We start from the raw sequence: 25,232 nt of genomic DNA on the forward strand, positions 1-25,232 counted from the left end.
ATACTTTCACCCAGGTGATTACTATTCAGGACACAACTGCTCCAGCCTGGACAACAACCGCAAATTCATTAAATGTAACTTTAGAATGCAGTGATGCAGCAGGGCTTGCAAATGCTCAGGCATTATTCCCAACGGCTTCCGATTCCTGCGATAGTGATGTTTCCAATATTATAAAAGTAAGCGGAGGGTTTACAGCTTCTGAAGGATGTTCAAATTCCGGAACTTATATTAATACCTGGACCGTAAAAGATGACTGCGGAAATACTTCGGATACTTTTACTCAGGTGATTACTATTCAGGACACAACTGCTCCAGCCTGGGCAACTCAGGCAGGTTCTTTAAATGTAACTTTAGAATGCAGTGATACAGCAGGACTTGCAAATGCTCAGGCATTATTCCCAACGGCTACAGATTTATGCGATAGTGATGTTTCCAATATTATAAAAGTAAGCGGAGGGTTTACAGCTTCTGAAGGATGTTCAAATTCAGGAACTTATACTAATACCTGGACCGTAAAAGACGACTGCGGAAATACTTCGGATACTTTTACCCAGGTGATTACTATTCAGGACACAACTGCTCCAGCATGGACAACTCAGGCAGGTTCTTTAAATATAACTTTAGAATGCAGTGATACAGCAGGATTAAACAATGCTCAATCTCAAGCACCAATTGCAGTAGATAATTGTAATGGATCTGTAACGTACACTAAAACAAGTGGACAATTACAACGTGGAAATTGCGGCAGTACAGGAACCTATACAAATACCTGGACCGCAAAAGATACATGCGGAAATATTTCTAATGTTTTTACGCAAGTAATTACAATTCAGGATACATCAGCGCCAGTTTGGACAACTCAGGCAGGTTCTTTAAATATAACTTTAGAATGCAGTGATTCGGCCGGTTTAGAAAATGCTCAAAATCTAGCTCCTGCTGCAGCTGCAAATTGTACTTTAATTACTTATGAAAAAACCAGCGGTCAGTTTATAGCTTCTGAAGCATGTTCAAATGCAGGTACTTATACCAACAGCTGGATTGCAAAAGATGAATGTGGAAATGTTACCGATAGTTTCGTTCAAATCATAACTATTAAAGATACAACAGTACCAGCTTTTATTGGAAATCTTCCTACGGATATTACCGTTTCCTGCGATGCAGTTCCTGAACCTGCTGATATTGAAGCTTCTGATAATTGCAGCGGAAATTTACCAATTGTATATTCTGAAACAAAAAGTGATGTTTTAAATGAATGTGGTACAGATTATACTTTAATTCGAAAATGGACTACGAGCGATTGCAGTGGAAATACAATTTCGCATACCCAAACCATAATAGTAAAAGATACCACTCCACCAACAGGAACTGTACCGGCTGATGTGGCAGATTTACAAAATATTGGCGATATTCCGGCAGCGAATCCGCAAAGTGTAATTAATCCAACAGACAATTGCAGCAGCTCAGTTAATATTACTGTCAGCGATTCCAACAACGGAGGAAGCGGCTGTAACGGAAATCCTTACATCTTAACCCGAACTTATACATTGATAGACTGTGCAGGAAATAAAACCGAATTAGTTCAAACTTTTACAGTTGAAAATAAAGTCTTTGTAACGGATGTAGTATCAAATGCAACTTGCTTTGGAAAAAATGATGGTTCAATTTTAGTAACCAGCAGTCCTAATGCAACAGTGGTTATTACAAATGATCAAAATGAAGTTGTAGGCAGCACAAATTTACCTGCCGGAACTTATACACTTACCGCGACATCTTTTGTAAATGGAGAAGGCCAGACTTGTACTGCGACCACTACAGTTGTGATTACACAACCTGAATATACTGTAAAAATATCCGGATATGTAATTAATGTGGAAACAAATACAGGAATTCCAAATGTACCTATTACTTTAATTCCGCAAGGTTCTACAACCGGTCCAATTTTGCTTCGTTTAACCGCAATGGATGGTTCATACAACTTTACAGGAATGCCGGAAGGAAGTTATCTGGTTCAGGTTCAAGATGCTAATTTGAATAATATCTATCAATTATATCCTGTTGATTCGAGCTTATTCTTTACAACGATTGAAAATTGTAGTTTCCAACAGCATAATTTCGAATATGGTTCATCTACACTTCCTGTATTAGGTGATTATGTTTGGTATGATGTAAACAGCAACGGAATTCAGGACGAATGGTATGATGCAAATAATGACGGCGTAGTTACTAAAAATGTTCCTGATGCAAATGGCGCAATAGACTACAGCCTATGGGAATGGATTGATTTTAACGGAGACGGAAGTTACAAGGGGCCTTTGAATGTGGGCGAATTAAATGCTGGCGGTTTTGGAAACGCATTATCCCCAAATATTATAATTGATGGTCCAAATGGATATCATGAAGAAGTAATAATTGGAATTCAGGGATTCTGGAGAGACAGACCAAATCAGCAAAATCCATATGGAAATTATACTATAAAATTAGTTAAAGATGCCAATCTCGATACTATGGCGGCAGCTCTTGGAGCAACCGGACTTATTAAAGTGCTTCCAAATGCGGCAGACAAAAAAATAACTGCTAAAACCGGTAAGATACAAATGCATACAGTATGCTCCACTACTACTCAAAGTGGGTATATAGTAAATGTTACGCCCGAAGATTTAGTTCATTTAGATGCTGATTTTGGCATAAGCTGCAAACAATACCTTGACATTGTCGCTAATGATGATAATGCCGGACCAATTGCCGGTGTAAACCACACAACGACAAATGTATTAAATGTGTTACTGAATGACACATTAGAAGGAAATCCTGTAACAGCATCTGATGTAATTATCACTACAGTAACACCAAACGAGTTTTTACAATTAAATCCAGATGGCTCTGTAGATGTTTTGCCAAATGCACCTGTTGGCACGCTAACATTGGTATATCAAATTTGCGAAGCAGATCAAACTTCAAACTGTGATACTGCAACGGTAACTATCACAATAGAAGCACCAGTTATGACAGTTACAGCCACAGCAATTTGTGTAAACGATGTTCCGTATATTGATTATACTGTAACTCCAACAAATTTCACTCCTGTAAATGGTGTAACAATTGCCTGGGCAAATGCACAAAATACTGTAATAGCCACAATGACTGATTTACCTTTAAGCGGACGCGTTTTATGGCCTGGTGCATTGGTTGATGAAGCAGGAAATGGTATTGACTGGCCGGGATGGATATTCCAAAATAATAAATGGATTCAGGGTGCGGACGGTTTCGAATCTTTACGTCCTGCTGTTAACTTAACCATATCAGTAAACCCAAGTGAAACCATAACTGTAAATTATCCACCAGCCGATCCTTATTGCATAGCCAGACCAGCATTTGCAATAGTAGCAAATGATGATAATCCGCCAACAATTACAGGGCCGGCGGGAGTAATAAATATTGTAAATGTATTTAACAATGATACTTTAAACAACGATCCGGTAAATCCAAATGATGTAACACTTACTCTGGTAACACCAGATCCAACAAATACATTAACCTTAAATCCAGATGGTTCTGTAGATGCTGCACCAAATACACCAGCAGGAACTTACACATTAACGTATCAAATTTGCGAAAATGCCGATGCCGGAAACTGCGACACAGCAATTGTTACAGTAATAATTGTTGATCCTGTACCGCCTACTCCGGTTATTGCTAATGATGATGTCTATGATAATATTGGCTGTAATACTTTTGGATTGGTTGGAAATGTTTTAAGTAACGATTTTAAAGGTCAGCTTCCGGCAACACTAGAATTGGTCGACTTCACATTATTAAGCGAAAATCAAAATGAGGCAAAAACAGATCCAAACATTACCATTGACATTTCAGGAAATGTAAATGTATCAGGTTTAACTCCGCCAGGAACTTATACATATATGTATCGTATTTGCGATAAATTAAGTTCCGAAAACTGCGATACGGCAACAGTAACGATAATTGTAGTTCCAAATGGAATTACTAACATAACCGGCGAAGCTTGTAATGAAGATTCTTCTTTAATAAACTTATCAAATTTACTTCCTGAAGGTACACCAATAAACGGAACCTGGATTGACACAAACAATTCTAATGCCTTACAGGGTAATATCCTGAATCCGTTTGGTCTTACTCTTGGAAATTATACTTTCGAATATAAAATAACCGATGAAAATTGTCCAAGAAGTGTCGTACTAAACATGGAAATTAATAACGACTGCCAGGTTTTAGCATGCGGAAACATTTTAGTACATAATGCTTTCTCTCCAAATGGCGACGGAATAAATGATGTCTTCGTAATTGATAATATTAGTGATTTAACCTGTTATCCTGAAAATACGGTTGAAATCTATAATCGTTGGGGAATATTAGTATTTGAAACTACAAATTACAACAATACAACCAATGCTTTTGATGGGACATCAAGAGGTAGAGTAACTGTTCATAAATCTGACAAATTACCATCGGGTACATATTTCTACATTCTTAATTACAAATCGTTAGACGGTAATAATGCAATTCAAAATAATAAGGAAGACGGATTTTTATATCTGTCTAAATAAACGTTCACTCGCTATATAAAACACTATTATATAGCTAGTTACAATAAAAATGTAAAAATTTACTTAATTTTGAATAAGGAAAAACTGACTTTTTGATTTGAAAATAATTAATACACATCTATTATGAGAACAAAATTATTTTTCTTCGTCATTATGTTTATAACCTTTTTTGGTTATGCACAGCAAGATGCACAGTATACTCAGTATATGTATAACGCAATAAACATAAATCCCGCTTATGCAGGATCAAGGGGAGTTTTAAGTATCTTTGGGCTTTACAGAACTCAATGGGTAGGTCTGGATGGAGCGCCGCAAACTGCTACTTTCTCAGCAAATACTCCCATAAACAATAGTAATGTAGGAGTTGGAGTATCGCTGGTAAATGATAAAATTGGTCCAACAAATGAGACAACTATTTCTGCAGATTTATCTTACACACTTCAAACATCACCAGATTTTAAACTTTCATTCGGTCTTAAAGGAAGTGCTAATTTATTCAACTTAGATATAACCAAACTAAATCCGGAAGATCAGGGCGACCCCCAGTTTCAGGATTTAGACAATAAATTTTCACCCAACATTGGTGCCGGTATATATTTTCATTCAGAAAAAGCTTATATCGGTTTATCAGTTCCAAATTTTATTGAGAGTAATAAATTCGATACTAATGATTATGTAATCTACAAATCAAAGATCAATTATTATTTAATGGGTGGTTATGTATTTGATCTTGACAAACTCGAATATATTAAATTCAAACCTGCCGCTTTGGTTAAAATGGTAGAAGGAGCGCCGCTTCAGGTAGACGTTTCTGCTAATTTTATGTTCTTCGAAAAATTCGTAGCGGGAGTTTCTTACAGATGGAGTGCTTCTTTAAGCGGAATTGTCGGATTTCAAATTACAGACGGTCTTTATTTAGGATATGGTTACGACCGCGAAACCACAAAACTAAATAATTATAATTCAGGGTCGCATGAAATATATCTGCGCTATGAATTCTTTAAAAACTCCAGCAAAATGACAACACCTCGTTTCTTCTAAAAAATAATGGTTATGAAAAACTATACATTTCTTTGTTTAATAATTTTGAATGTTTTTTTCAGCTATTCGCAGCAGTCGAAAATCAATTCCGGTGCGAAAAAGTATGATAGTTATGCATACGTTGATGTGATCAAAACCTATGAACGTGTAGCAAATAAAGGATATAAGTCTGAAGATTTATATAAGAAACTCGGTAACTCATATTATTTTAATTCAAATTTTGAAGGAGCAGTAAAATGGTACGATGAATTATTCTCAACAAATCCATCACCGGAAGCCGAATATTATTATCGATATGCACAATCCTTAAAATCAACCGGACAAATGAATAAAGCTGATAAAATTCTCAGCGAATTCAATGCAAAATATAAAAACGATTCAAGAGCAAAACTTTATCGAAATAATCCCAATTATCTGGATAAAATCAAAGCTAATTCAGGCCGATATAAAATTGAAGATGCCGGAATCAACTCAAAATATTCTGATTACGGAAGTTTTGTTTACAATAATAAAATCTATTTTGCATCGGCCAGAGACACAGGAAATTTTTCTAAACGAAAACACAAATGGACCGGAGAATATTTTACCAATATTTATGATGCAGATATCGATGCCCAGAGTGGCCAGCCATCCAAAGTACATAAAATAAGATCCGAAATAAACAAGCGTTTTCACGAATCAACTATTGTTTTTACGAAAGATGGAAATACGGTTTATTTTACCCGAAACAATTTTGTTGATGGTAAGAAAGGCAAAGATGCCAATAATGTTACACTGGTAAAAATTTACAAAGCCAGTCTGGAAAACGGAAAATGGACTAACATTACGGCACTTCCTTTTACAAGCGATAACTACAGCACGGGGCATCCCGCACTTAGTCCCGATGAAAAAACAATGTATTTTGCATCAGACATGCCCGGATCAATTGGCCAGTCTGATATCTATAAAATCAGCATAAACAGCGATGGAAGCTTTGGAACTCCTCAAAATCTGGGAAAAGAAATTAATACCGAAGGAAAAGAAACATTTCCTTACATAACCAGTGAAAATGAGATCTATTTCGCTTCAGATGGTCATCCTGGTCTGGGCGGACTTGATGTATTTGTAGGGCAGATTGACACTGATGGAACTATCAGTGATATCGAAAATGTAGGTGCCGATATAAATTCTCCAAAAGATGATTTTGCTTATATTATCGATCCTGTTAGCAGAATAGGGTATTTTTCATCAAATAAAGACGGCGGACTAGGTTCTGATGACATTTACAAATTCCTGGAAACCAAACGCCTAAAATGCATTCAGGAATTAAGCGGTGTTGTTACAGATGCTGCAAGCGGTGAAATACTTCCCGGAACTAAACTCACATTATACGATGGCATGCAAAAAATAAAAAATTCTGGAGTTGCAGATGCAGCAGGAAAATACAGTTTTGTTGTCGAATGTGGAAAAAATTATAGTGTAAGAGCCGAAAAACCTGATTATGCTACTAAAGAAGTTAGCGTAACAATTCCAAAAACAAGCGGAAAAACTGACCTTCCGATTGCACTTGAAAAATCGGTCTGTAAAGTCGCTGTTGGTGATGATTTAGGAAAATGTTTCGGTATAAAAAGAATTTATTTTGATCTTGATAAATCTAATATTAGAACCGAAGCTGCTTTGGATTTGGAAAAGATACTTGATGTTTTAAGCCAAAATCCAACTATGAAACTTGATATTCGTTCACATACAGACAGCAGAGCTTCTCATCAATACAATCAGGCATTATCTGACCGAAGAGCAAAAGCAACCATCGATTGGTTAATTCAAAACGGTGTAGCTAAAAACCGCTTAACAGGAAGAGGATATGGTGAAACAGAATTGGTAAACAACTGTTCTGACAATGTAGATTGTACCGAGGAACAACACCAAATGAATCGAAGAAGCGAGTTTATTATTACCGGATTATAAATATAAAAACCACTAAAAACTTAAAAAAGCTGTCTAAAATTTAGACAGCTTTTTTAATAAAACGTCGTTACAATTCAGGAAATTGCAACAACAACTAACCAACCAGTTCAAATGTTTACTTTTAGATTTTCACAAATATATTTGTGTAATATTTTTTTCCGTTAGCGTCTGTAGATACAGAAATACCAAAATGAGTATAATCGCCTTCAATATTCTCTTTATGTCCGGGACTTGCAAGCCACGCTTTTAAAACGGCTTCAGAAGTTTTGTAGTTGTAAGCCACATTTTCTCCTACTTTTTTAGCCCCCAAAACACTCATAATATTATTAGAACGAGCTGTAAAATCATTATGATTTACAACATTGTTCGCAATCATATATTGATTGTGTTCTTCGCATTTATTAGAAATATGATTGCTTTTTTGCAATGTATTTAAACCAATACTTAGTCTGTATTCGTTTATTAACTGCATGGTTTGCAGTTCGGATGTATTGTAGTTGTAGTCACTAATTAACTGTTCAGTTGTAGTACCACTTTCATTTCCCTCGACGCTATCTGCAGAGCATGAGTTCATTGTGAACAACGTCACAATGAACACCATGGCGCACATAATCTTTTTCATAATCATTAGTAGTTTAAAGCTTTAAAGTAAATGTTGGGGCAAATCCTTTAAAATTATTATGTGACAATTTCTCCTTATTTATGGATCAAACGTATTTAATAAATCGTTAAACTACAAAAATAGTCGACGAAATGCACTAAAAAAAATTAAAATACTATATAATTCTTACAAATTAAGATGACAAACGTTCTATCTTCCATGAAAAGTCAGATTGACTTGTATAGCGAATTCTGTCATGCAGCCTGTTAGGTCTTCCCTGCCAAAATTCTACCTGAAGTGGTGTTACCAAAAATCCGCCCCAATGGTCAGGTCTGGGAATTCGTTTTCCTTCAAATTCGGCTTCAAGTTTCTTTAAATTCTCTTCTAAAAAAGCTCTGGACGGAATAACTTCACTTTGATGTGATACAATTGCTCCTAGTTTACTTCCATCAGGACGCGAATCAAAATAATTATCTGAAATAATTTCAGAAGTTCGCTGTGCAATTCCTTTTATAATAACCTGACGTTCCATTTCCTGCCAGAAAAAAGACAAACAAACATTTGGGTTTGCTGTAATAGCCTTTCCTTTTTCAGAATCGTAATTCGTATAAAATATAAACCCTTCTTCAGAGAATTTTTTCAATAAAACAACACGAGATTTTGGAAATCCATCCAAACCGATTGTCGAAACTGTCATAGCATTTACTTCACCGCTTGCGCCAAAATCTTCTACTTCATGAAACCATCTGTTAAAAAGATTAATCGGATCTTCGGGAATATTGGTTTCTAATAACTCGCTTTTCTCGTAAGATTTTCTATAATTACTTAAATCACTCATGATTTATTATTTTAGATTTTAGATTGTTGATTTTAGATTTATTAAAAACTGATACTTGATTTTTGTTTCAGTTTTCAGGTTTCAAATTATTATACATTTGTCATCCTGAGCGAAGTCGAAGGACTTTTTACAACGATATCATAGATATGTAACAAAGCGTGGGCTTCGACTTCGCTCAGCATGACAAATCTGATATATTACAAACTAGCAAAAACTTAGCACCTCAGCATCTTAGAACCTCACCGCTTTTATAACTCAAAACTAAGACCGTCATCGGCTAAAAGCACATTAGAAAAAACTTCCTCAGCTTCCTTTTTAAATGGCTCCAAACCATCATAACGAGTAGAATAATGTCCTAAAATTAATTGTTTTGCATTGGCTTTTAAAGCAATAGTGGCTGCTTCTTTTGCTGTTGAATGCAGTGTCTTTTCAGCTAGTTTAGCTTCAGAATCTAAAAAAGTAGATTCATGATATAAAACATCCACATTTTCAATAATCGGAATTACTGCTTCATTATACACTGTATCAGAACAAAAAGCGTAACTTTTTGCCGGTTCAGGATCAAAAGTCAGTTTTTCATTTTCAATCACAGTTCCGTCATCCAAAGTAACATTTCCTCCGTTTTTAATCTTTTGGTAATAAGCAACATGAATATTATACTGCTGAACAGCTTCTACATTTAGTTTTCTTTCAGCAGGCTTTTCCTGAAAAAGATATCCATTCGTATAAACACGATGTTTTAGCGGAATCGTTTTGACAATAACACGATTATCTTCAAAAACAACTTCACTTTCTTTTGACTCTAATTCGTGGAAAAACAAATCATAAGTTGTCCAGGATTCAGTCAGTTTTAATTGAAGCAGAATCAGTTCTTTAATTCCTTTTGGACCATAAATATGCAAATCGGTAGTTCTTCCCAAAAGAGAAAAAGTCGAAATAGTACCGATTAATCCATACAAATGATCGCCATGAAGATGCGAAATAAAGATGTGATTAATTTTTGAAAACTTAATCTTGTTCTTTCTAAGCTGAACCTGAGTTCCTTCACCGCAGTCAATTAAAAACAAACGGTTTTTAATTTCTAAAACCTGTGAAGTGGGGTTAGTAAGCGTTCTGGGAGTTGCGGCATAACAGCCAAGTATTGTTAATTTCATTTTAGATTGTTGATTTTAGATTTTAGATTGAAGACGATTTAGACTTCAACATTCAAAATCTAAAATCTGAACTCTAAAATCTACAATTAAAACCCGAGGTCTCTTTCAATTTCTTCCATTTCGATTATATCATGTGCTTCTAAAAGTGAAGGCACAACGACCAATTTATCTGAAACGGCATTAAAATCAAGATCAGAAGCTACAATTACAAACGATTTTTTTGCTTTTCGATGTGTTTTTGAAAGCGGCAGAAAAATTTTCAAATCATTCTCCGATACTTCAGAATTTGACAACAAATCGATTATAACATTTTGTTTTTCAAAGGTTTTAAACTGCTGCGTTACTTTTTCTACAAAGCCATTAAAATCGCCCTGCGTATCTTTAATTGTAACGGTATGTCCTTTTTGATCTACTTTCATTTTATAATTTATGGGGCTAATATAAAAATTGATTTTTCAGAGTGCTAAGGTACGAAGTTTTTTTATTTGTTGTTTCAGGTTTCAGGTTTCAGGTTGTCAGGCTGAGCGAAGTTGAAGCTCTCACTTAAATGCCCTTCGACTTCGCTCAGGGTGACATTCGGATATTCAAGTTCCAACAACTTGAAACCTGAAACTTGAAACAAAACTATTGAATCTTAGAAGCCAAAAGATAAATAACCGCCATTCTAATCGCTACACCATTTTCAACCTGATTTAAAATCACAGAATGATCTGAATCAGCAACTTCTGAAGTAATCTCTACTCCTCTGTTGATTGGTCCCGGGTGCATGATTACGATTTCTTTCCCAAGAGAATCCAAAAGCGGTTTATCTACTCCGTATTGCTGTGCGTATTCACGTGTTGACGGGAAGAAATTCACATCCATACGTTCGTTTTGTACACGAAGCATATTTGCTACGTCGCACCATTCAAGAGCTTTTCTTAAATTCGGTTCAACCGTAACACCAAGCGATTCGATATATCTCGGAATCAGTGTTTTTGGACCGCAGACTTTTACTTCTGCGCCCTGCATCTGCAAAGCATATATGTTGGATAACGCAACTCTCGAATGCAGAATATCGCCTACAATAACTACTTTTTTTCCGGCAACATCGCCTAGTTTTTCTCTGATAGAATAACTATCTAACAAAGCCTGAGTTGGATGTTCGTGCGCTCCGTCTCCGGCGTTTACGATACTGGCTTTAACGTTTTTAGATAAAAAATAAGCCGCTCCGGGATTGGAGTGGCGCATTACAACCATATCCACTTTCATCGAAAGGATATTATTTACAGTATCAATCAGGGTCTCTCCTTTTTTAACCGATGACTGAGCTGCAGAAAAACTGATGACATCTGCAGATAAACGTTTCTGGGCTAATTCGAAAGAGAGTTTGGTTCTGGTACTGTTTTCGAAGAAAATATTGGCAATGGTAATATCTCGTAATGAAGGAACTTTTTTAATTGGTCGGTTAATGACTTCTTTAAAATGATCTGCCGTTTCAAAAATCAGGTTAATATCATTCTCATTGATATATTTGATTCCTAATAAATGATCTACGCTTAATTCTTTCATGTTTAATGTTTAACTGTTTATTTGTTTAATCGTTTAATCGTTTGCTTTGCGATTAAACAGTTAACCGATTTAACGGTTCAACTTTTTTAATTTCTTTAATCGTTTAATCATTGGTTTTTCCGATTAAACAATTAACCGGTTAACCGATTAAACTAATTTGTCACTAAGTGAACTACATCTTCACCATCATTTTCTTTCCAGCTCACTATTACTTTTTCGCCATTAATAGCATCTACCTGACGGCCTCTGTAATCGGGCTGAATTGGTAAATGACGGCTGAAACGTCTGTCTATTAAAACCAATAATTCAATTTCTGAAGGTCTTCCGAAAGATTGAATGGCAGTTAAGGCAGAACGAATGCTTCTTCCTGTAAACAAAACGTCATCGATAAAAATGACTTTTTTGTCTTCGACTATAAAATTGATTTGGGTTTTATTGGCTTCAAGCGGTTTATCAGTACGACGGAAATCATCTCTAAAAAAAGTGATGTCCAAATATCCTAAAGAAATTTCAGGAACCTGGTATTCGTTTTCTAATATTTGTTTTAAACGTTCAGCTAAAAAAACGCCTCTTGGCTGAATTCCAACTAAAATAGTTTCAGAGAAATCAAGATGTTTTTCGATTAACTGACAAGCCAAACGATGGAGTATGATAGTAACTTCTTTAGAATTAAGTAATACTTTTTGACTCATAAGTGAATGTAATGTTTGGTTGCGCAAATATACGGAATCTGATTTTATTTGTTGGGGTGTTGGGGTTGGAAATATTTTTTTGCTTTGGAGGGAGAATTTAATCTTTGAAAATGTGTGGATGTTAGCAATTATAATATTATTATTAAAAAATAAAATCTTATTTTTAAAAAGTATTACTAACATTAAACCAATAATAAATGGCTACATCTAGAAAAAAACCTAACCAAGTTAGCACACAAATAGCCGATGCATTAATAATTGAAAGGGCAAACTTCAAGAGTAATCTCACGGAAATATTTGAAAAAGGCAAAGAACTAAGAGATCGTTCAATTACAAATGTTCCTGAATTGGAAAAAAATCAGAAAGATTATTATAGTTGGGATGATTATAATTCTGAATACTTAAAACAAGTTTTTAATAACGAAAACAATCAATACAAAAGAGATTATGATAACACAAATAAATTTTATGGTTTATTCTCCAGTGGTAATGATTCTCCAAATCAAAAATTAAAAGAATTAAAAGATAAAATATCAAGTAAATTAACCTTCTTGGAAAGGTTAATTGAAAAAGTTGATTTATTAAAATCAAATATAGAAGAAAATCAACCAGCGGTTGGTTTATCAAAAACTGTAGACAGCTCCAATACAAACATATTTATCGTACATGGACATAATATTGCTATTCAACAAAGTGTTGCCAGAACATTAGAAAAACTAGGTCTTAATCCCATTATATTAAATGAGCGCCCAAATGCTGGAAGCACAATTATAGAAAAGTTTGAATCGAATTCAAACGTAGGATTTGCAGTAATTTTGCTAACTGATGATGATGAAGGAAAATCAAAAACTGATATAGATTTGAAAAGCAGGGCTAGACAAAACGTTATTTTAGAGCTAGGATACTTTATCGGCCAACTTGGAAGAAAAAGAGTTTTACCTTTATATAGTGAAGGCGTTGAATTACCAAGCGATATTCACGGTTTATTATTTATCCCAATTGACAAAGCTAATACCTGGAAATTTGCTTTAGTTAAAGAACTTAAAGAAGCCGGTTATAACGTAGATGCAAATTCAATTTTATAAATCTAAAAATAAATAATTTTAAAATTTCATGAATTACTCAAATCGATTAATACTTTTTGTAGATATATTAGGTTTCACCAATGAAATTTATTCTTCAATTAACGACAAATCGAAAATTAATATACTAAAAACTACTCTAGAAAATCTTGAAATTTTATTCAGAAAGAATTATTCTGGAGACTTAATGGAATTTAGTCAATTTTCAGACTCAATAGTAATATCCTTTCCAATTGATTATCCTGGCGGAATTTATTATATTGTCACAAATGCCAGTTTTGCAATGCATTCTCTTTTCTCTAATGGTTTTATATGCAAGGGAGTAATATCTGTAGGACAATTATATCATGAAGGAAATTTTTTATTTGGTCCAGAATTTCTGAATGTAATGAAGTTAGAAGCATTAGAAAATATGCCCAGAATAACAATTTCTAAAAAACTTCTGAAAATAGCAGAAGAATTTCCTGGTGAAGGAAACAAGGACTACCCGAAGGCTGAAATAGAATATATTCTTAATCATTTAGAAAAAGTATCACCAACTGTATATGAAATAGGATGGTATAAAGACTATTCATCTTTGGTGGGCGAAAGCAATGAAGACACTCAACAACATTATTTATTAATAAAAGAATTAATAGAAAAAAATCTAATTAAGTTTAAAAGTATTCGTATCCAAAAAAAATATCTTTATCTAAGAAAGAACTTATTATCTAGTCGAGAAATTTCAGATTTTAAGTATAAGCTAAATTATATGAGATATTTACAGTTATTGCCTAAACATTTAATTGAATCGACTTCCAATTTTCTAGTAAAAATGTATTGGAAAAAAAAATAAAGCTGTCACATAAAAAAACTAAATCCTAAAACATTTCCAAAAAATTCTATAACACATTTTCATGATTCCTGAAGTAATTTTAATAAACAAATTTAAAAACTCAGAGTCATGCAAAATAAAATACTAAGATTGTTAATGGTATTTGTAATACTGTTTTCATTTACAAGCTGTGAAGTTATAGGAGACATTTTTAAAGCCGGAATGGGATTCGGGATCTTTATCGTAATTTTTATTATTGCGATTATTATCTGGATTTTTGCTAAAATATTCGGAAGTAAATAAATACATAAAAAACATCCCCGTTATTTTCATAGCGGGGATTTTGTTTTTAAATACATAGAAACATAGTTTTTGAAACTGCAGAAAGGCGTTTCACTTTTTTGCAAAAAACATAGCTATGTGTTGAGAAATATATTTCTCTTTTACAGTCTTTATTAACAATACAAAACTATGTTTCTATGTGTTAAACGATTGCGCATAAATTAAAAAATCCCAAACTCCGTTTTAATTTGGAATTTGGGATTTTTAATATTGTGATTTAAAAGATTATAGATTATACATCTTCTTTCTTTGTTCCTGAATCTTTTCATCATCAAGATATTCGTCAAATGTCATGTAACGGTCGATAACTCCATTTGGAGTCAATTCTACGATTCTGTTACCGACAGTCTGCGCGAACTCGTGGTCATGCGTTGTGAAGATTACAGAACCTTTAAAGTTTTTCAATGAGTTGTTGAAAGCTGTAATAGACTCCAAATCTAAGTGATTTGTTGGCTCGTCTAGCATTAAAACGTTTGCACGCTCCATCATCATTCTAGAAAGCATACAACGAACTTTTTCTCCTCCAGATAAAACTCTAGACGTTTTAAGAGCTTCTTCTCCAGAGAAAATCATTTTTCCTAAGAAACCTCTAATAAATACCTCATCACGCTCTTCTTCTGTTTTAGCGTACTGACGTAACCAATCAACTAAAGTCAAATCGTTTTCGAAATATTTATGGTTTTCAGCTGGAAGATACGCTTGGTTGGTTGTAATTCCCCAATCGAAAGTTCCAGAATCTGCTTTTTGTTCTCCGTTTAAGATCTCGTAGAAAGCAGTTGTTGCACGTGAATCTTTAGAGAAAAGAACGATTTTATCGCCTTTTGCCATATTCAAATCAATGTCTTTGAATAAAACTTCACCGTCTACAGATGCCGCTAAGTTTTCTACATTCAAAATCTGATCTCCGGCTTCACGATCCTGATCGAAAATAATTGCAGGATAACGACGGCTAGAAGGTTTGATTTCGGCAATATTTAATTTCGAAATCATTTTTTTACGAGAAGTTGCTTGTTTCGATTTTGCCACGTTTGCACTAAAACGACGAATAAATTCTTCCAACTCTTGTTTCTTCTCTTCTGCTTTTTTGTTTTGCTGTGCACGTTGTTTTGCCGCTAATTGGCTAGACTCGTACCAGAACGTATAGTTTCCTGAGTAGTGATTGATTTTTCCAAAATCAATATCAGAAATATGTGTACAAACCGCATCCAAAAAGTGACGGTCGTGAGATACAACGATTACAGTGTTTTCGTAGTTTGCCAAGAAGTTTTCTAACCAAGCGATTGTCTCGAAATCCAAATCGTTGGTAGGCTCATCCATAATCAGCAAGTCAGGATTTCCGAAAAGTGCCTGCGCCAAAAGCACACGTACTTTCATTTTTCCTTCCATATCTGCCATCAAAGTATAATGATCTGCTTCTGTGATTCCTAAGTTAGATAACATTGCTGCGGCATCAGAATCGGCATTCCATCCGTTCATTTCTTCAAACTGAACTTGCAATTCCCCTATTCTATCTGCATTGGCATCATTATAATCTAAATAAAGTTCATCCATTTCTTTTTTAACAGCGTACAGAACTTTATTTCCCATTAAAACGGTTTCCAAAACGGTATGCTCGTCGAACATGTTGTGGTTCTGGTTTAAAACCGACATACGTTTTCCCGGCTCTAAATGAATGTGACCAGAAGTTGGATCAATATCACCCGAAATTACTTTTAAGAAAGTAGATTTTCCTGCACCATTTGCTCCAATAACGCCGTAGATATTTCCGTGAGTAAACGTAGTATTTACTTCGTCGAATAAAATTCTTTTACCAAACTGAACTGATAAATTATTGACTGTTAACATGAATGTCTTTTTAATTAATTTGGTGCAAAAGTAGTGAAAAAGGTTCTAAGTTGCAAAGATGCTAAGGTGCTAAGGTTTTTATGCTGCTGAGAGGTTCTCGCAAAGTCGCCAAGGCGCAGAGTTTTGTTTTATGCTGTTGATCGTCAAGCGATCTTGTCGTTTCGAACGAAGGAGAAATGACAAGGGCTTTAGATTTTGATTGCGCATGATGGATTAAAATCCATCCCTACAATATATTTTGTTCCTCTGGAACTTATTTATAATTTACTTTCTTTCGCCAACGCCACTTCTAAACTTTCAAAATTAGGAAGCACTTTCGAAATCATTCCTTCTTTGTTCAGAATAAAATGTGTTGGAAAAGAATTCAACTGCAAAGCTTCATTCATATAAACTTTCATGTCTGGAATTACAGAATACGAAAGTGGTTTTCTGGCTAAAAATGTTTTTAATTGCTCTGCTGAATCTTCGGCTAAACTCATAAAAACAATGTCTTTTCTGTCTTTATATTCTTCAACTAGTTTGTTAACTTGAGGAAATTCTCTAATACAAGGTGTACAGTGAATGTACCAGCATTTTATCACGATGATTTTTCCCTTCATGGATTCGTTGGTTACCAGATTTCCGTCTAAATCTTTAAATGAAAATTGCGGAAAAGCCGTTCCTTCCATTTTATAATTTTTGAAGGCATCAAAACCGATTTGATTGATTGTTGCTTTTATACTGGAATCTGATTTTGGTTGAATTTTGAATAGTTTGTAATAGTAAATTCCATCATCTGATTTTAATCGGATTGGGATGAAATTTCCATTTGCTAATTGATCTAAAAAGGCTTCTTTTGAAATTTCTTTTGAAGCAGAATCAAACGCAATAAAATCTCTCGAAAGCATTATATTCTTGCTTTGATATGCTGACCAATCGCCAAAAGTTTTTTGAATTTGAATTGGATTGACTTCGGGATTTCCGAATTTGTTTTGGCTGAAAGAAGTTGCAAAAATTAAAAAAGTGATTATTATGGTGAATGATTTTTTCATGAAGTTTTTATGCAATAATTCTAAAGTCAAAAGTAATTAAAATAGTTTGCAACTTGGGCTGAATTGTGAAGAAATGGAACGCGGATGATACGGATTCGCTAACGCGAAAACGCGGATTAAAACGGATTTTTTTATTAATGTTCTAAAAAAATTAAATGAAAAATCCGTTTTAATCCGCGTCTTTACGAAGTAAATTCGTCTGATCTGCGTTACCCATGTAACCTATTATTGAGATTAAGCCCTTAAAAAAGAATCTATAAAAAAACCCGACAATAAAATTGTCGGGTTCATAATGTGATCCTCAAGGAGAAAACCAAATAACAAATCTCCTTGATTCTCAGCATTTATTCGAAATAAAAATAGATTAAAAAATAAATAACCAAACTCAATTTTAACCGTCCCAAATTTTTTATTTCAAATTCTTCATTTCTTTATTCTAGTTTAAAAAGTTCATTACTTTAAAAGATTTTTTGTTTCCGGATTTGTCTGTTACTACAACTAAAAACAATTGTTTAGATGAGAAACTGTGGCTCTGAAGCAATACTTCTTTATTGTTTTGAACATTTCTGTGACTTACTATATTTTGTCCTAATATGTTGAATACATCAACTTGTGCAATCTCTTCGTTTTCATTTGAAACTGATAATGCATTGTTTTTGAAATATGCTATCGTCGCAGTGTTTTTTGAAGAAATATCATCAAGTGCTAATGTTTTTGCCGCTGACTGCGAAGCGAAATAAGCGGCATACGCTTTGGACAATTCAGATGAATTACCACAAGAAGAGGCATCCCAGTTTACAGACCAAGTCATTAATCCTCTTAAAGAAGGATATGGACCGCCTGGCTGCATCGTGTATGTTCTTCCTGAAAAAGTAGTTCCGGTTCTTAAATAATGCATAGCATTAATTCCTTCTTGAGGGGTTAAATAACCGCTTCCTGCTGCACTTGGACAAGCTGGTAAGGCAATCAAAACTTTTGAAGCTGGTAAACCATCAAAATGCATTCCTGTTGAAGCAATGTTATATCCTTTGATTATCATATCTGTTAGAGCAGTTACCATGTTTGATTTCTTAGCTGATCCATAATATTGACCATCTAATCCGTTTTCTCCTCCTGTATTATATAATTGTACCGCTAACAAATCTAGTTCATTACGTAAGTTTTGAATAATTGGAAGGAAAGAACCAAAAGTATCCGTATAAGTAGTATATCCACCTTGTACATATTGTGTTTCAGGAGCTGCTGTTAATAAGAATCCCGGGCCGTAGTAAGCTTTTAATTCTTTGAAAGCATCAACTACGTTTTTTAGTCTTGGATAAGCAGAAATACCCGCATAAGAGATATCTCTTAAATTTCCTGCGCTAAAATTCATCGATCCGCCTTCAAAATCAATATCAACTCCATCAAATTGATATTCATCAATAATGGCTTTTAGACCATTAACAAATATATTTTTCTGAGTAACATTCTCTAAAACAACATGACCATTTTGACCTCCAATAGAAACAATAACAGGAACGCCGCTGTCTCTTAAAGATTTAATATCATTTTTCAACAATTGTTTATTGAAAACACCATTCGTTAAATATCTATTATCGTTTGTGGTTAATATTGGCGTATAACCATCACGATTAACTGTTTCTACGAAAGCATAATCAACTACGTTAAATTTACTTCCCACCATTTGAGAGAAATATAAGAATGGAGCTCCGGCATTTTCCCAAGAATGTGCATATCCTAAAATGATCTTAGATGGAAGCGGAATGAATCTATTACCGCTTACTGTAGCAATTTTAATCGTATTGTTTAATGTAGTTACTCCAGATTGATTATCGGTTGCTTTGATTACAACTGGATAATCCTGATAAGCAGATGGTGTAAAATTATACGTATACGTATTGTTTGTACCAGCTGTCATGTTATATGTGCCACCGTTTATGGTAATCGTAACACCTGAAACCGATCCGTTGCTATCAACAGCAGTAACTGAAATTGGCACAACCTGGAAAGAGCTTTGGTATATCGTAGTATTCGATGGTGAATTCCAAGTAATTGTTGGTAATGTATTCGGACAGTTTGCACCTGAACAAGTTAATGTAAAACTATATGTTTTAGATTCTGTTGTTCCGTTTGATGCAGTAGCCGTAACAGTTAAAGTATGAGAAACTCCAAACTGATTTGCTGCTGGTGTCCAAGTCGATGTATAAGTTCCTGAAGAATTCGTAGCACTTATGGTTTGTCCATCTAAACTAAATACAACAGATGAGATTGTAGTAGCATCAGAAGCACTTAATCCAACAGTTGCAACAAAATTAATTGATGATCCTAAATTTATAGCAATCGACGAAGCTGTTGGAGCTGTAATGTTAACTACAGGTTTAGTCGTAACAACTGCTTGTCTATTAAAATTATAGATTGTTGGCGTTGTTGGAACTGCAAAGTTGGCTAAGTTATTTGGATAATACGTTACTTCGCCATTTTCCCATGAATTTAATTTCAAACTTAAAATTTGATTGTAACCCGCTACAACTGAATTATCAAAAGTATAATTTCCTGATGCATCTGTTGTTGCTAAAACACTTTTCCAGTTATGTGTGTTATCTGTCCAAGGCAGAACAATCTCAACTTTTGCACCAGCAACCGGAGTAGTGCCATTTTTAACGCTACCGCTGATTAAGTTAGCCTGAACCTGCGCTGTTTTTGCAGTAGCACTTGTATTAAAGTTATAAACTGTTGGGTTTGCAGGAACTGCGAAATTTGCTAAATTATTTGGATAATAATTTACTTCTCCGTTTTGCCATGTATTCAGTTTTAAACTTGTGATTTGTGTATAACCGTCTATAACTGAATTGTCAAAACTGTATTTTCCTTGTGCATCTGTTGTTGCTAAAACACTTTTCCAGTTGTGCGTATTGTCTGTCCAAGGTAAAACGATTTCTACTTTTGCACCAGCAACCGGAGTTGTTCCGTTTTTAACTGTACCACTGATTTTACTTGAAGTTGATACAACATCCTGAGTAAAGTTTAATGTTTTATTCGCATTTAAATTAGAATAAACTGTTGATGCCGGAGTAAAAGTTTGCCCTGTTAAGGCAGCTGTTACTGTATAATTTCCGCCAGAAGCTAATGTAAGTGTATAAGCTCCGCTTGAATTCGTTGTTGCCGAAACATTTCCTGCTGTAGAAGCTGCTGTAACCGTTACACCAGAAACCGGAGTTGTTCCGTTAAGAACTGTTCCGCTTACTGTATACGTTACAACTACTGCTCCCTGAGTAAAATTCAACGTTTTGTTTGAATCTATTGCATTGTAAACTGTAGAAGCCGGAGTATAAGAAAATCCAGTTTTTGCAGCCGTAACGGTATAATTTAATCCAGCTGTTAAACCTGCAACACTGTAAACACCGCTTGCATTTGAAACTGCTGTTAAAGTTGAACTTCCAGAAACTGCCGAAACTGTTACGCCAGAAACTGGAGTACTTCCGTTAAGAACTGTTCCGCTAACGGTGTAAGTTGGCTGCGATCCGTTGATGATAACTCCTGTTTGATTCACTACAACATTTGTTAAAGTTACCGGAGTAAACGTATAAGTCGCTTTTAATGCAGAAACTGTATAGTTTTGTCCAGAAGTTAAGTTGTTGAAAGTGAAATTTCCTGTAGCCGAAACTACGGTTTGAATTACAGCATTACTTGCATTTCGTAATTCAACTGTAACATCGGTAACTAAAGCTGATCCGTTTTTTGCAGAACCGGAAATACTTACGGTTCCAGGAACAACGCTTCCGAATGATGTATCAACCTGAGTTAATAATGAGTTTGGAATTGAACCTCTTGTATCCTGAGATAATTCCCAAATCATACCTCCGGCTAAATTTCTAGATTTTATATATTGTACTTTTAAATCCATAGACTGTTTATCTTCATAAGAGATAAACTCTTTTGTAGTAGCATTATATAAATAAGGTACTTTTGTAGTATTGTCAAAATATCTTACCCAACCTGCAGAAGCTGCACTTGCAGTAACTTGCATTGTATTTGGGTCTAAGTAAGGATGTGAATTGGTAACCGGATTTCCGACTAAGTCACAAATTTCGATACTTCCTGAACGTTCGCACGCTCCTGAACCATCCCAAGTTCCGATAGGGTTTTGAGGATTTGTACATCCTCCAACTACATCTCTTGGTGCAGAAACGAATAATCCGTTTGTTGAGTTAGCGGCAACATGATCGAATTTTTTTCCGTAAAACGGTAATCCCATGATTAATTTATTTGCCGGAAAACCAATTACGTTTAAATATTGATTTGTTAATTCATCTAATGATTCTGATTGTGTCGCACCGTATAATGGATCGTTTGGATTTCCACTTGCGTATAAAGGTGCATTGTAGCATGTTTTATCATACCAGTTTCCACCAAAATCATATCCAAAATACGTAATATAATCGCAATAAGTAGAAATGTCTTCTGTCATTCCGTATTGTGATCTGTTATTTGGACCTAAATATTGCTGAGCCACTTTTCTAACATTATTTCCGGCTGCAATTGTGATTAATTTATTTGGCATTGCCTGACGCATAGCTTTTAATAAAAGCACCAAATTTTTATTGTCATCAGGACTGTATTTTTGTGGAGGAACTGGCGAACCATTCACTATTTCTGTTCCGTCGGTTCCGCCAGAAAGAGGATATTCCCAATCGATATCGAAACCATCAATAAACGGATACGTCACAATGAAGTTTGCCATATCTGCAGCCAGAGCGGCTCTTGCTACCGGACTAGCAGCAATTGGAGAAAGATCCTGACCTTTTGTCCATCCTCCTACAGAGATTAAAACTTTTAAATGAGGATACTTTTGCTTAAGTTTCATTAAATCATAAAAGTTTCCTTTTACCGGAGCATCCCATGGGATTCCACCTTCCATATGCTCAAAATCAGCATAGGTATCCAAACATTTCAATTTTGTATTCTCCGGATGAGCCGGATCATACGTTGTGCCATAAAAAGAATAATTTAAATGCGTCAATTTACTTCCATCAATTTTCGGAACGTTGAAATCCCGGGCATAAATAGACCATTGCGCATAATACCCCACTACTTTTTTTCCGTGGGCAGGTTGGGCCAACGCAAGTAAGGGAAACAGTAACAAAAAGAGCAATCTGTAATAATGTTTCATAATTAATAAATATTGGTTAATAGAAAATAAATAATTGGGCCGAAGCAGTTTTACTGCTGGGTTTCGCTCAACACAGGTTGGAAGGCTGCGTCGATTGGAAATAACTCAAATTAAATTCTATAGATAAATATTACTATTACTGATTTTCATAATCATTAGCCAATAGTAGTGATTGATATTTATTTATAATTTTTAAAAAATTAATTTTAAATACAAATGATAAATTTGGGACTACTCATCAATCTATACTCTTTTTTTGTCATGTTTTGTGTTATTCTTTTATTTGGTTTTTTAAATGTTAATACTCCGTTATTGGTTATTTTTTTGCTTTTTATTTTATTTGGAAAGATTCAGGAAAAAATTGGTAAAGTTCAATTTTAATTAACTCTGCCAGAGGTTTCTGGCAGAGACAATCACACTTTTAAAACATAGTGGTAACTTAAACTTACTAAATACTAATTCAAACCAAACCTTTAAATTAATTTCTTTAAACTCTCATAAACTGACAATTCTACGTCAGCATGATCTTTTGTATTGCATTGTTCTATTAAACTTTTTAAATCTGCTGGTTTTAAAGTCGATTTATTATCTAAAACAAGCAGTAATTCCTGCGATGCGTCACTTAGTTTTTTTGACAAAGGCAAAATTGGCTGTACTAAAGGGGCATTGGCACTTAAATCAATTAAACCTTTATTTACGCTGATCCATTTGTTGAAAAATGATGCCACTTTTGCTTTATTATCTTCTGTTTTATTTGCCAGATATTGTGTAACTGCATCATTAAAAGCCAACGATTCTTTAGCATCAGGAGTACATGCATCTGCAAAAAGTGTAAACGGAGAATACATTTGATATTCTGTTCCGCCTTTATTTCTGGTATATCCTTTTAATGGTTCGCAAACATTAGAGAATTCATTTATCAATTCAATATTCTGATTATTAGTGATGTTTCTCAGAATAACATCTTTATTTCTAATGTGTGTTAATCCTAATTCTTCTAACCTAAACGATACATTATCCAAACGCTTACGCATACTTGCAAGATCTGTAACCGTTTCTGCAGACCAAAGTCTTTCTGCAATTGCAGCTGTTCTTGGCCAAATTCTGGAATCTATAGTTGTTGGTGTTGTAAGTTCTGTCCACATTGTTGCTTCGCCTCCTAAAATTCTTGCTTTTTCTTCTGCAGATAAATCAGCGCCTTTTGGCATTGGATCGTTTAAATAATGACTTGCAACAGGATACATTAAATCGATATAATATCCGTTTGAAAGCACTGTTTTATATCCTTTTTTTACAGCATCAACTAAAGACTGTCCAGCAGCAACACCTTCATTTGGGCCTCGCCAAGAGTGTACAATTGCTTCTTTTGAAAGATCTTTTGTTAAAATTTCTTCCCACCCCATTAATTGTTTTCCGTGTTTTTTTAGCATCGGAGCCAGCTGCATCGTAAAATACGTTTGTAATTCGTGATTCGTCTTTAAATTATGTTTCTTTTTAAACTCCTGAATCTTTGGGTTTGCATCCCAGTCTTTCCCTTCGTTCTCATCTCCCCCAATATGAAAATAATCTCCGGGAAATAATGGGCATATCTCATCAAAAAGTTCACTTAATATTTTGTATGTTTTAGGATTTGAAGGATCTAATGTTGGCGTAAAAATTCCAGCATTTCTTTCAATTCCATAGGTACTAATTGCTGTACCTTGAATATTTTTCTCAGAAGTTCCACCAGTCAGCGTGATCACTTTGCTTCCAATTTCCGGGTAAGCCGTAAGTATTGCAGATCCATGACCCGGAACATCTATCTCGGGAACAATTAAAATACCGCGCTCATCAGCATATTTTACGATATTTCTAATTTCCTCTTGTGTGTAATACAATCCATCCGAAGCTAATTCTATTAATTTTGGATGTTTTTTAGTTTCAATTCTCCAGCCTTGGTCGTCAACTAAATGCCAGTGAAAAACATTCATTTTCATAGCAGCCAATCCGTCGATATTTCTTTTAACAACATCAACCGGCTGAAAATGTCTTGACGCATCCAGCATCAAACCTCTCCAGGTAAATCTTGGAAAATCTGAGATTTGAGAAACCGGAAAGTAGAATGATTTACTGTCATTCTGTAATAATTGCAATAATGTTTCTAATGCATGCAAAGCTCCTAAATCGCTTGTTGCATGAATCGTAATTTTGTTTGCCTTAACATCTAAACTGTAACTTTCATCTTCATACAAACCTATTTTTCCGCTTTTATCACAATTAATCTGTAATTCAGCATTTGGAAATTCGTTTAGTTTTGTAATAAATCCTTGTTCGAAAAAAATACCTGTTCTACCATCAAGTCGGCGTAAAAAACGTGTTACTCCTCCAAAAATTCTCGGATTTGGATTTCCGGAAATGTTTACTTTAAAGTTTTTGGTTAAAGTAAAATTTCCATCATTAACAACAACGTTTTGAGGCCAGGGCATAAGATTCAACTGCTCTTTTTTAACCTGAGCACCAGCTGTTACACCCGCTAATAGTAGTACAAATAAATATTTCATTTTT

The 25,232-nt window shown here is 34.6% G+C and carries 16 protein-coding genes; 6 read left to right on the forward strand and 10 right to left on the reverse strand.

All coding sequences use genetic code 11. The annotated features are described in order from the left end of the window. The 3 genes from BUC29_RS12120 to BUC29_RS12130 form a co-directional block, all read left to right on the forward strand. A partial coding sequence (locus BUC29_RS12120; RefSeq protein WP_073416448.1) for a T9SS type B sorting domain-containing protein occupies positions 1 to 4,580 on the forward strand: 4,580 nt, incomplete at its 5' end. Between the two features lie 123 nt (positions 4,581 to 4,703). Next, positions 4,704 to 5,621: a PorP/SprF family type IX secretion system membrane protein gene (locus tag BUC29_RS12125; RefSeq protein WP_073416449.1), complete on the forward strand. Its 918-nt coding sequence runs from the start codon at positions 4,704 to 4,706 to the stop codon at positions 5,619 to 5,621. Between the two features lie 12 nt (positions 5,622 to 5,633). Next, entirely contained in the window at positions 5,634 to 7,568 is a 1,935-nt protein-coding gene (locus BUC29_RS12130) for an OmpA family protein (RefSeq protein ID WP_073416713.1), read from the forward strand. A 121-nt stretch (positions 7,569 to 7,689) separates the two neighbouring features. Here the strand turns inward: BUC29_RS12130 and BUC29_RS12135 are convergent, their stop codons facing one another. From BUC29_RS12135 to pyrR, 6 genes are all read right to left on the reverse strand, one after another. Next, a complete protein-coding gene (locus tag BUC29_RS12135; RefSeq protein WP_073416714.1) occupies positions 7,690 to 8,190 on the reverse strand; it encodes a CAP domain-containing protein in 501 nt (166 codons plus the stop codon). A 172-nt stretch (positions 8,191 to 8,362) separates the two neighbouring features. Beyond that, the gene (gene pdxH, locus BUC29_RS12140; RefSeq protein ID WP_073416450.1) at positions 8,363 to 9,007 is read right to left on the reverse strand and encodes a pyridoxamine 5'-phosphate oxidase; all 645 of its coding nucleotides are present in this window, start codon (positions 9,005 to 9,007) and stop codon (positions 8,363 to 8,365) included. 248 nt (positions 9,008 to 9,255) lie between these two features. After that, positions 9,256 to 10,161 (reverse strand): ribonuclease Z, encoded by a 906-nt coding sequence (locus tag BUC29_RS12145; protein WP_073416451.1) that lies wholly within the window; start codon positions 10,159 to 10,161, stop codon positions 9,256 to 9,258. A gap of 86 nt (positions 10,162 to 10,247) precedes the next feature. Further along, entirely contained in the window at positions 10,248 to 10,580 is a 333-nt protein-coding gene (locus tag BUC29_RS12150; protein WP_073416452.1) for a ribonuclease Z, read from the reverse strand. A 205-nt stretch (positions 10,581 to 10,785) separates the two neighbouring features. Next, positions 10,786 to 11,712 (reverse strand): aspartate carbamoyltransferase catalytic subunit, encoded by a 927-nt coding sequence (locus tag BUC29_RS12155; RefSeq protein ID WP_057120673.1) that lies wholly within the window; start codon positions 11,710 to 11,712, stop codon positions 10,786 to 10,788. A 152-nt stretch (positions 11,713 to 11,864) separates the two neighbouring features. Beyond that, positions 11,865 to 12,404, reverse strand: coding sequence for a bifunctional pyr operon transcriptional regulator/uracil phosphoribosyltransferase PyrR (gene pyrR, locus BUC29_RS12160; protein ID WP_073416453.1), 540 nt, complete (start codon positions 12,402 to 12,404; stop codon positions 11,865 to 11,867). A 197-nt stretch (positions 12,405 to 12,601) separates the two neighbouring features. Here pyrR and BUC29_RS12165 point away from each other — a divergent pair, with 197 nt between their 5' ends. The 3 genes from BUC29_RS12165 to BUC29_RS21535 all read left to right on the forward strand — a co-directional run bounded on the left by BUC29_RS12165 (position 12,602) and on the right by BUC29_RS21535 (position 14,603). After that, positions 12,602 to 13,489 (forward strand): TIR domain-containing protein, encoded by an 888-nt coding sequence (locus BUC29_RS12165; protein ID WP_084538638.1) that lies wholly within the window; start codon positions 12,602 to 12,604, stop codon positions 13,487 to 13,489. Positions 13,490 to 13,517: 28 nt separating this feature from the next. Further along, positions 13,518 to 14,321, forward strand: coding sequence for a hypothetical protein (locus BUC29_RS12170; RefSeq protein ID WP_073416454.1), 804 nt, complete (start codon positions 13,518 to 13,520; stop codon positions 14,319 to 14,321). Between the two features lie 108 nt (positions 14,322 to 14,429). Then, the gene (locus BUC29_RS21535; protein WP_167369537.1) at positions 14,430 to 14,603 is read left to right on the forward strand and encodes a hypothetical protein; all 174 of its coding nucleotides are present in this window, start codon (positions 14,430 to 14,432) and stop codon (positions 14,601 to 14,603) included. A 264-nt stretch (positions 14,604 to 14,867) separates the two neighbouring features. Here BUC29_RS21535 and BUC29_RS12175 read toward each other — a convergent pair whose 3' ends face one another. From BUC29_RS12175 to BUC29_RS12190, 4 genes are all read right to left on the reverse strand, one after another. Continuing rightward, entirely contained in the window at positions 14,868 to 16,487 is a 1,620-nt protein-coding gene (locus BUC29_RS12175) for an ABC-F family ATP-binding cassette domain-containing protein (protein WP_073416455.1), read from the reverse strand. Positions 16,488 to 16,744: 257 nt separating this feature from the next. Then, positions 16,745 to 17,518: a TlpA family protein disulfide reductase gene (locus BUC29_RS12180; protein WP_073416456.1), complete on the reverse strand. Its 774-nt coding sequence runs from the start codon at positions 17,516 to 17,518 to the stop codon at positions 16,745 to 16,747. A gap of 436 nt (positions 17,519 to 17,954) precedes the next feature. After that, positions 17,955 to 22,688, reverse strand: coding sequence for a T9SS-translocated chitinase ChiA (gene chiA, locus BUC29_RS12185; RefSeq protein ID WP_073416457.1), 4,734 nt, complete (start codon positions 22,686 to 22,688; stop codon positions 17,955 to 17,957). Between the two features lie 473 nt (positions 22,689 to 23,161). Further along, the gene (locus BUC29_RS12190) at positions 23,162 to 25,228 is read right to left on the reverse strand and encodes a beta-N-acetylhexosaminidase (RefSeq protein WP_073416458.1); all 2,067 of its coding nucleotides are present in this window, start codon (positions 25,226 to 25,228) and stop codon (positions 23,162 to 23,164) included. Positions 25,229 to 25,232 lie beyond the last annotated feature (4 nt).

The organism is Flavobacterium defluvii (genome assembly GCF_900129555.1).
GTDB lineage: Bacteria > Bacteroidota > Bacteroidia > Flavobacteriales > Flavobacteriaceae > Flavobacterium > Flavobacterium defluvii.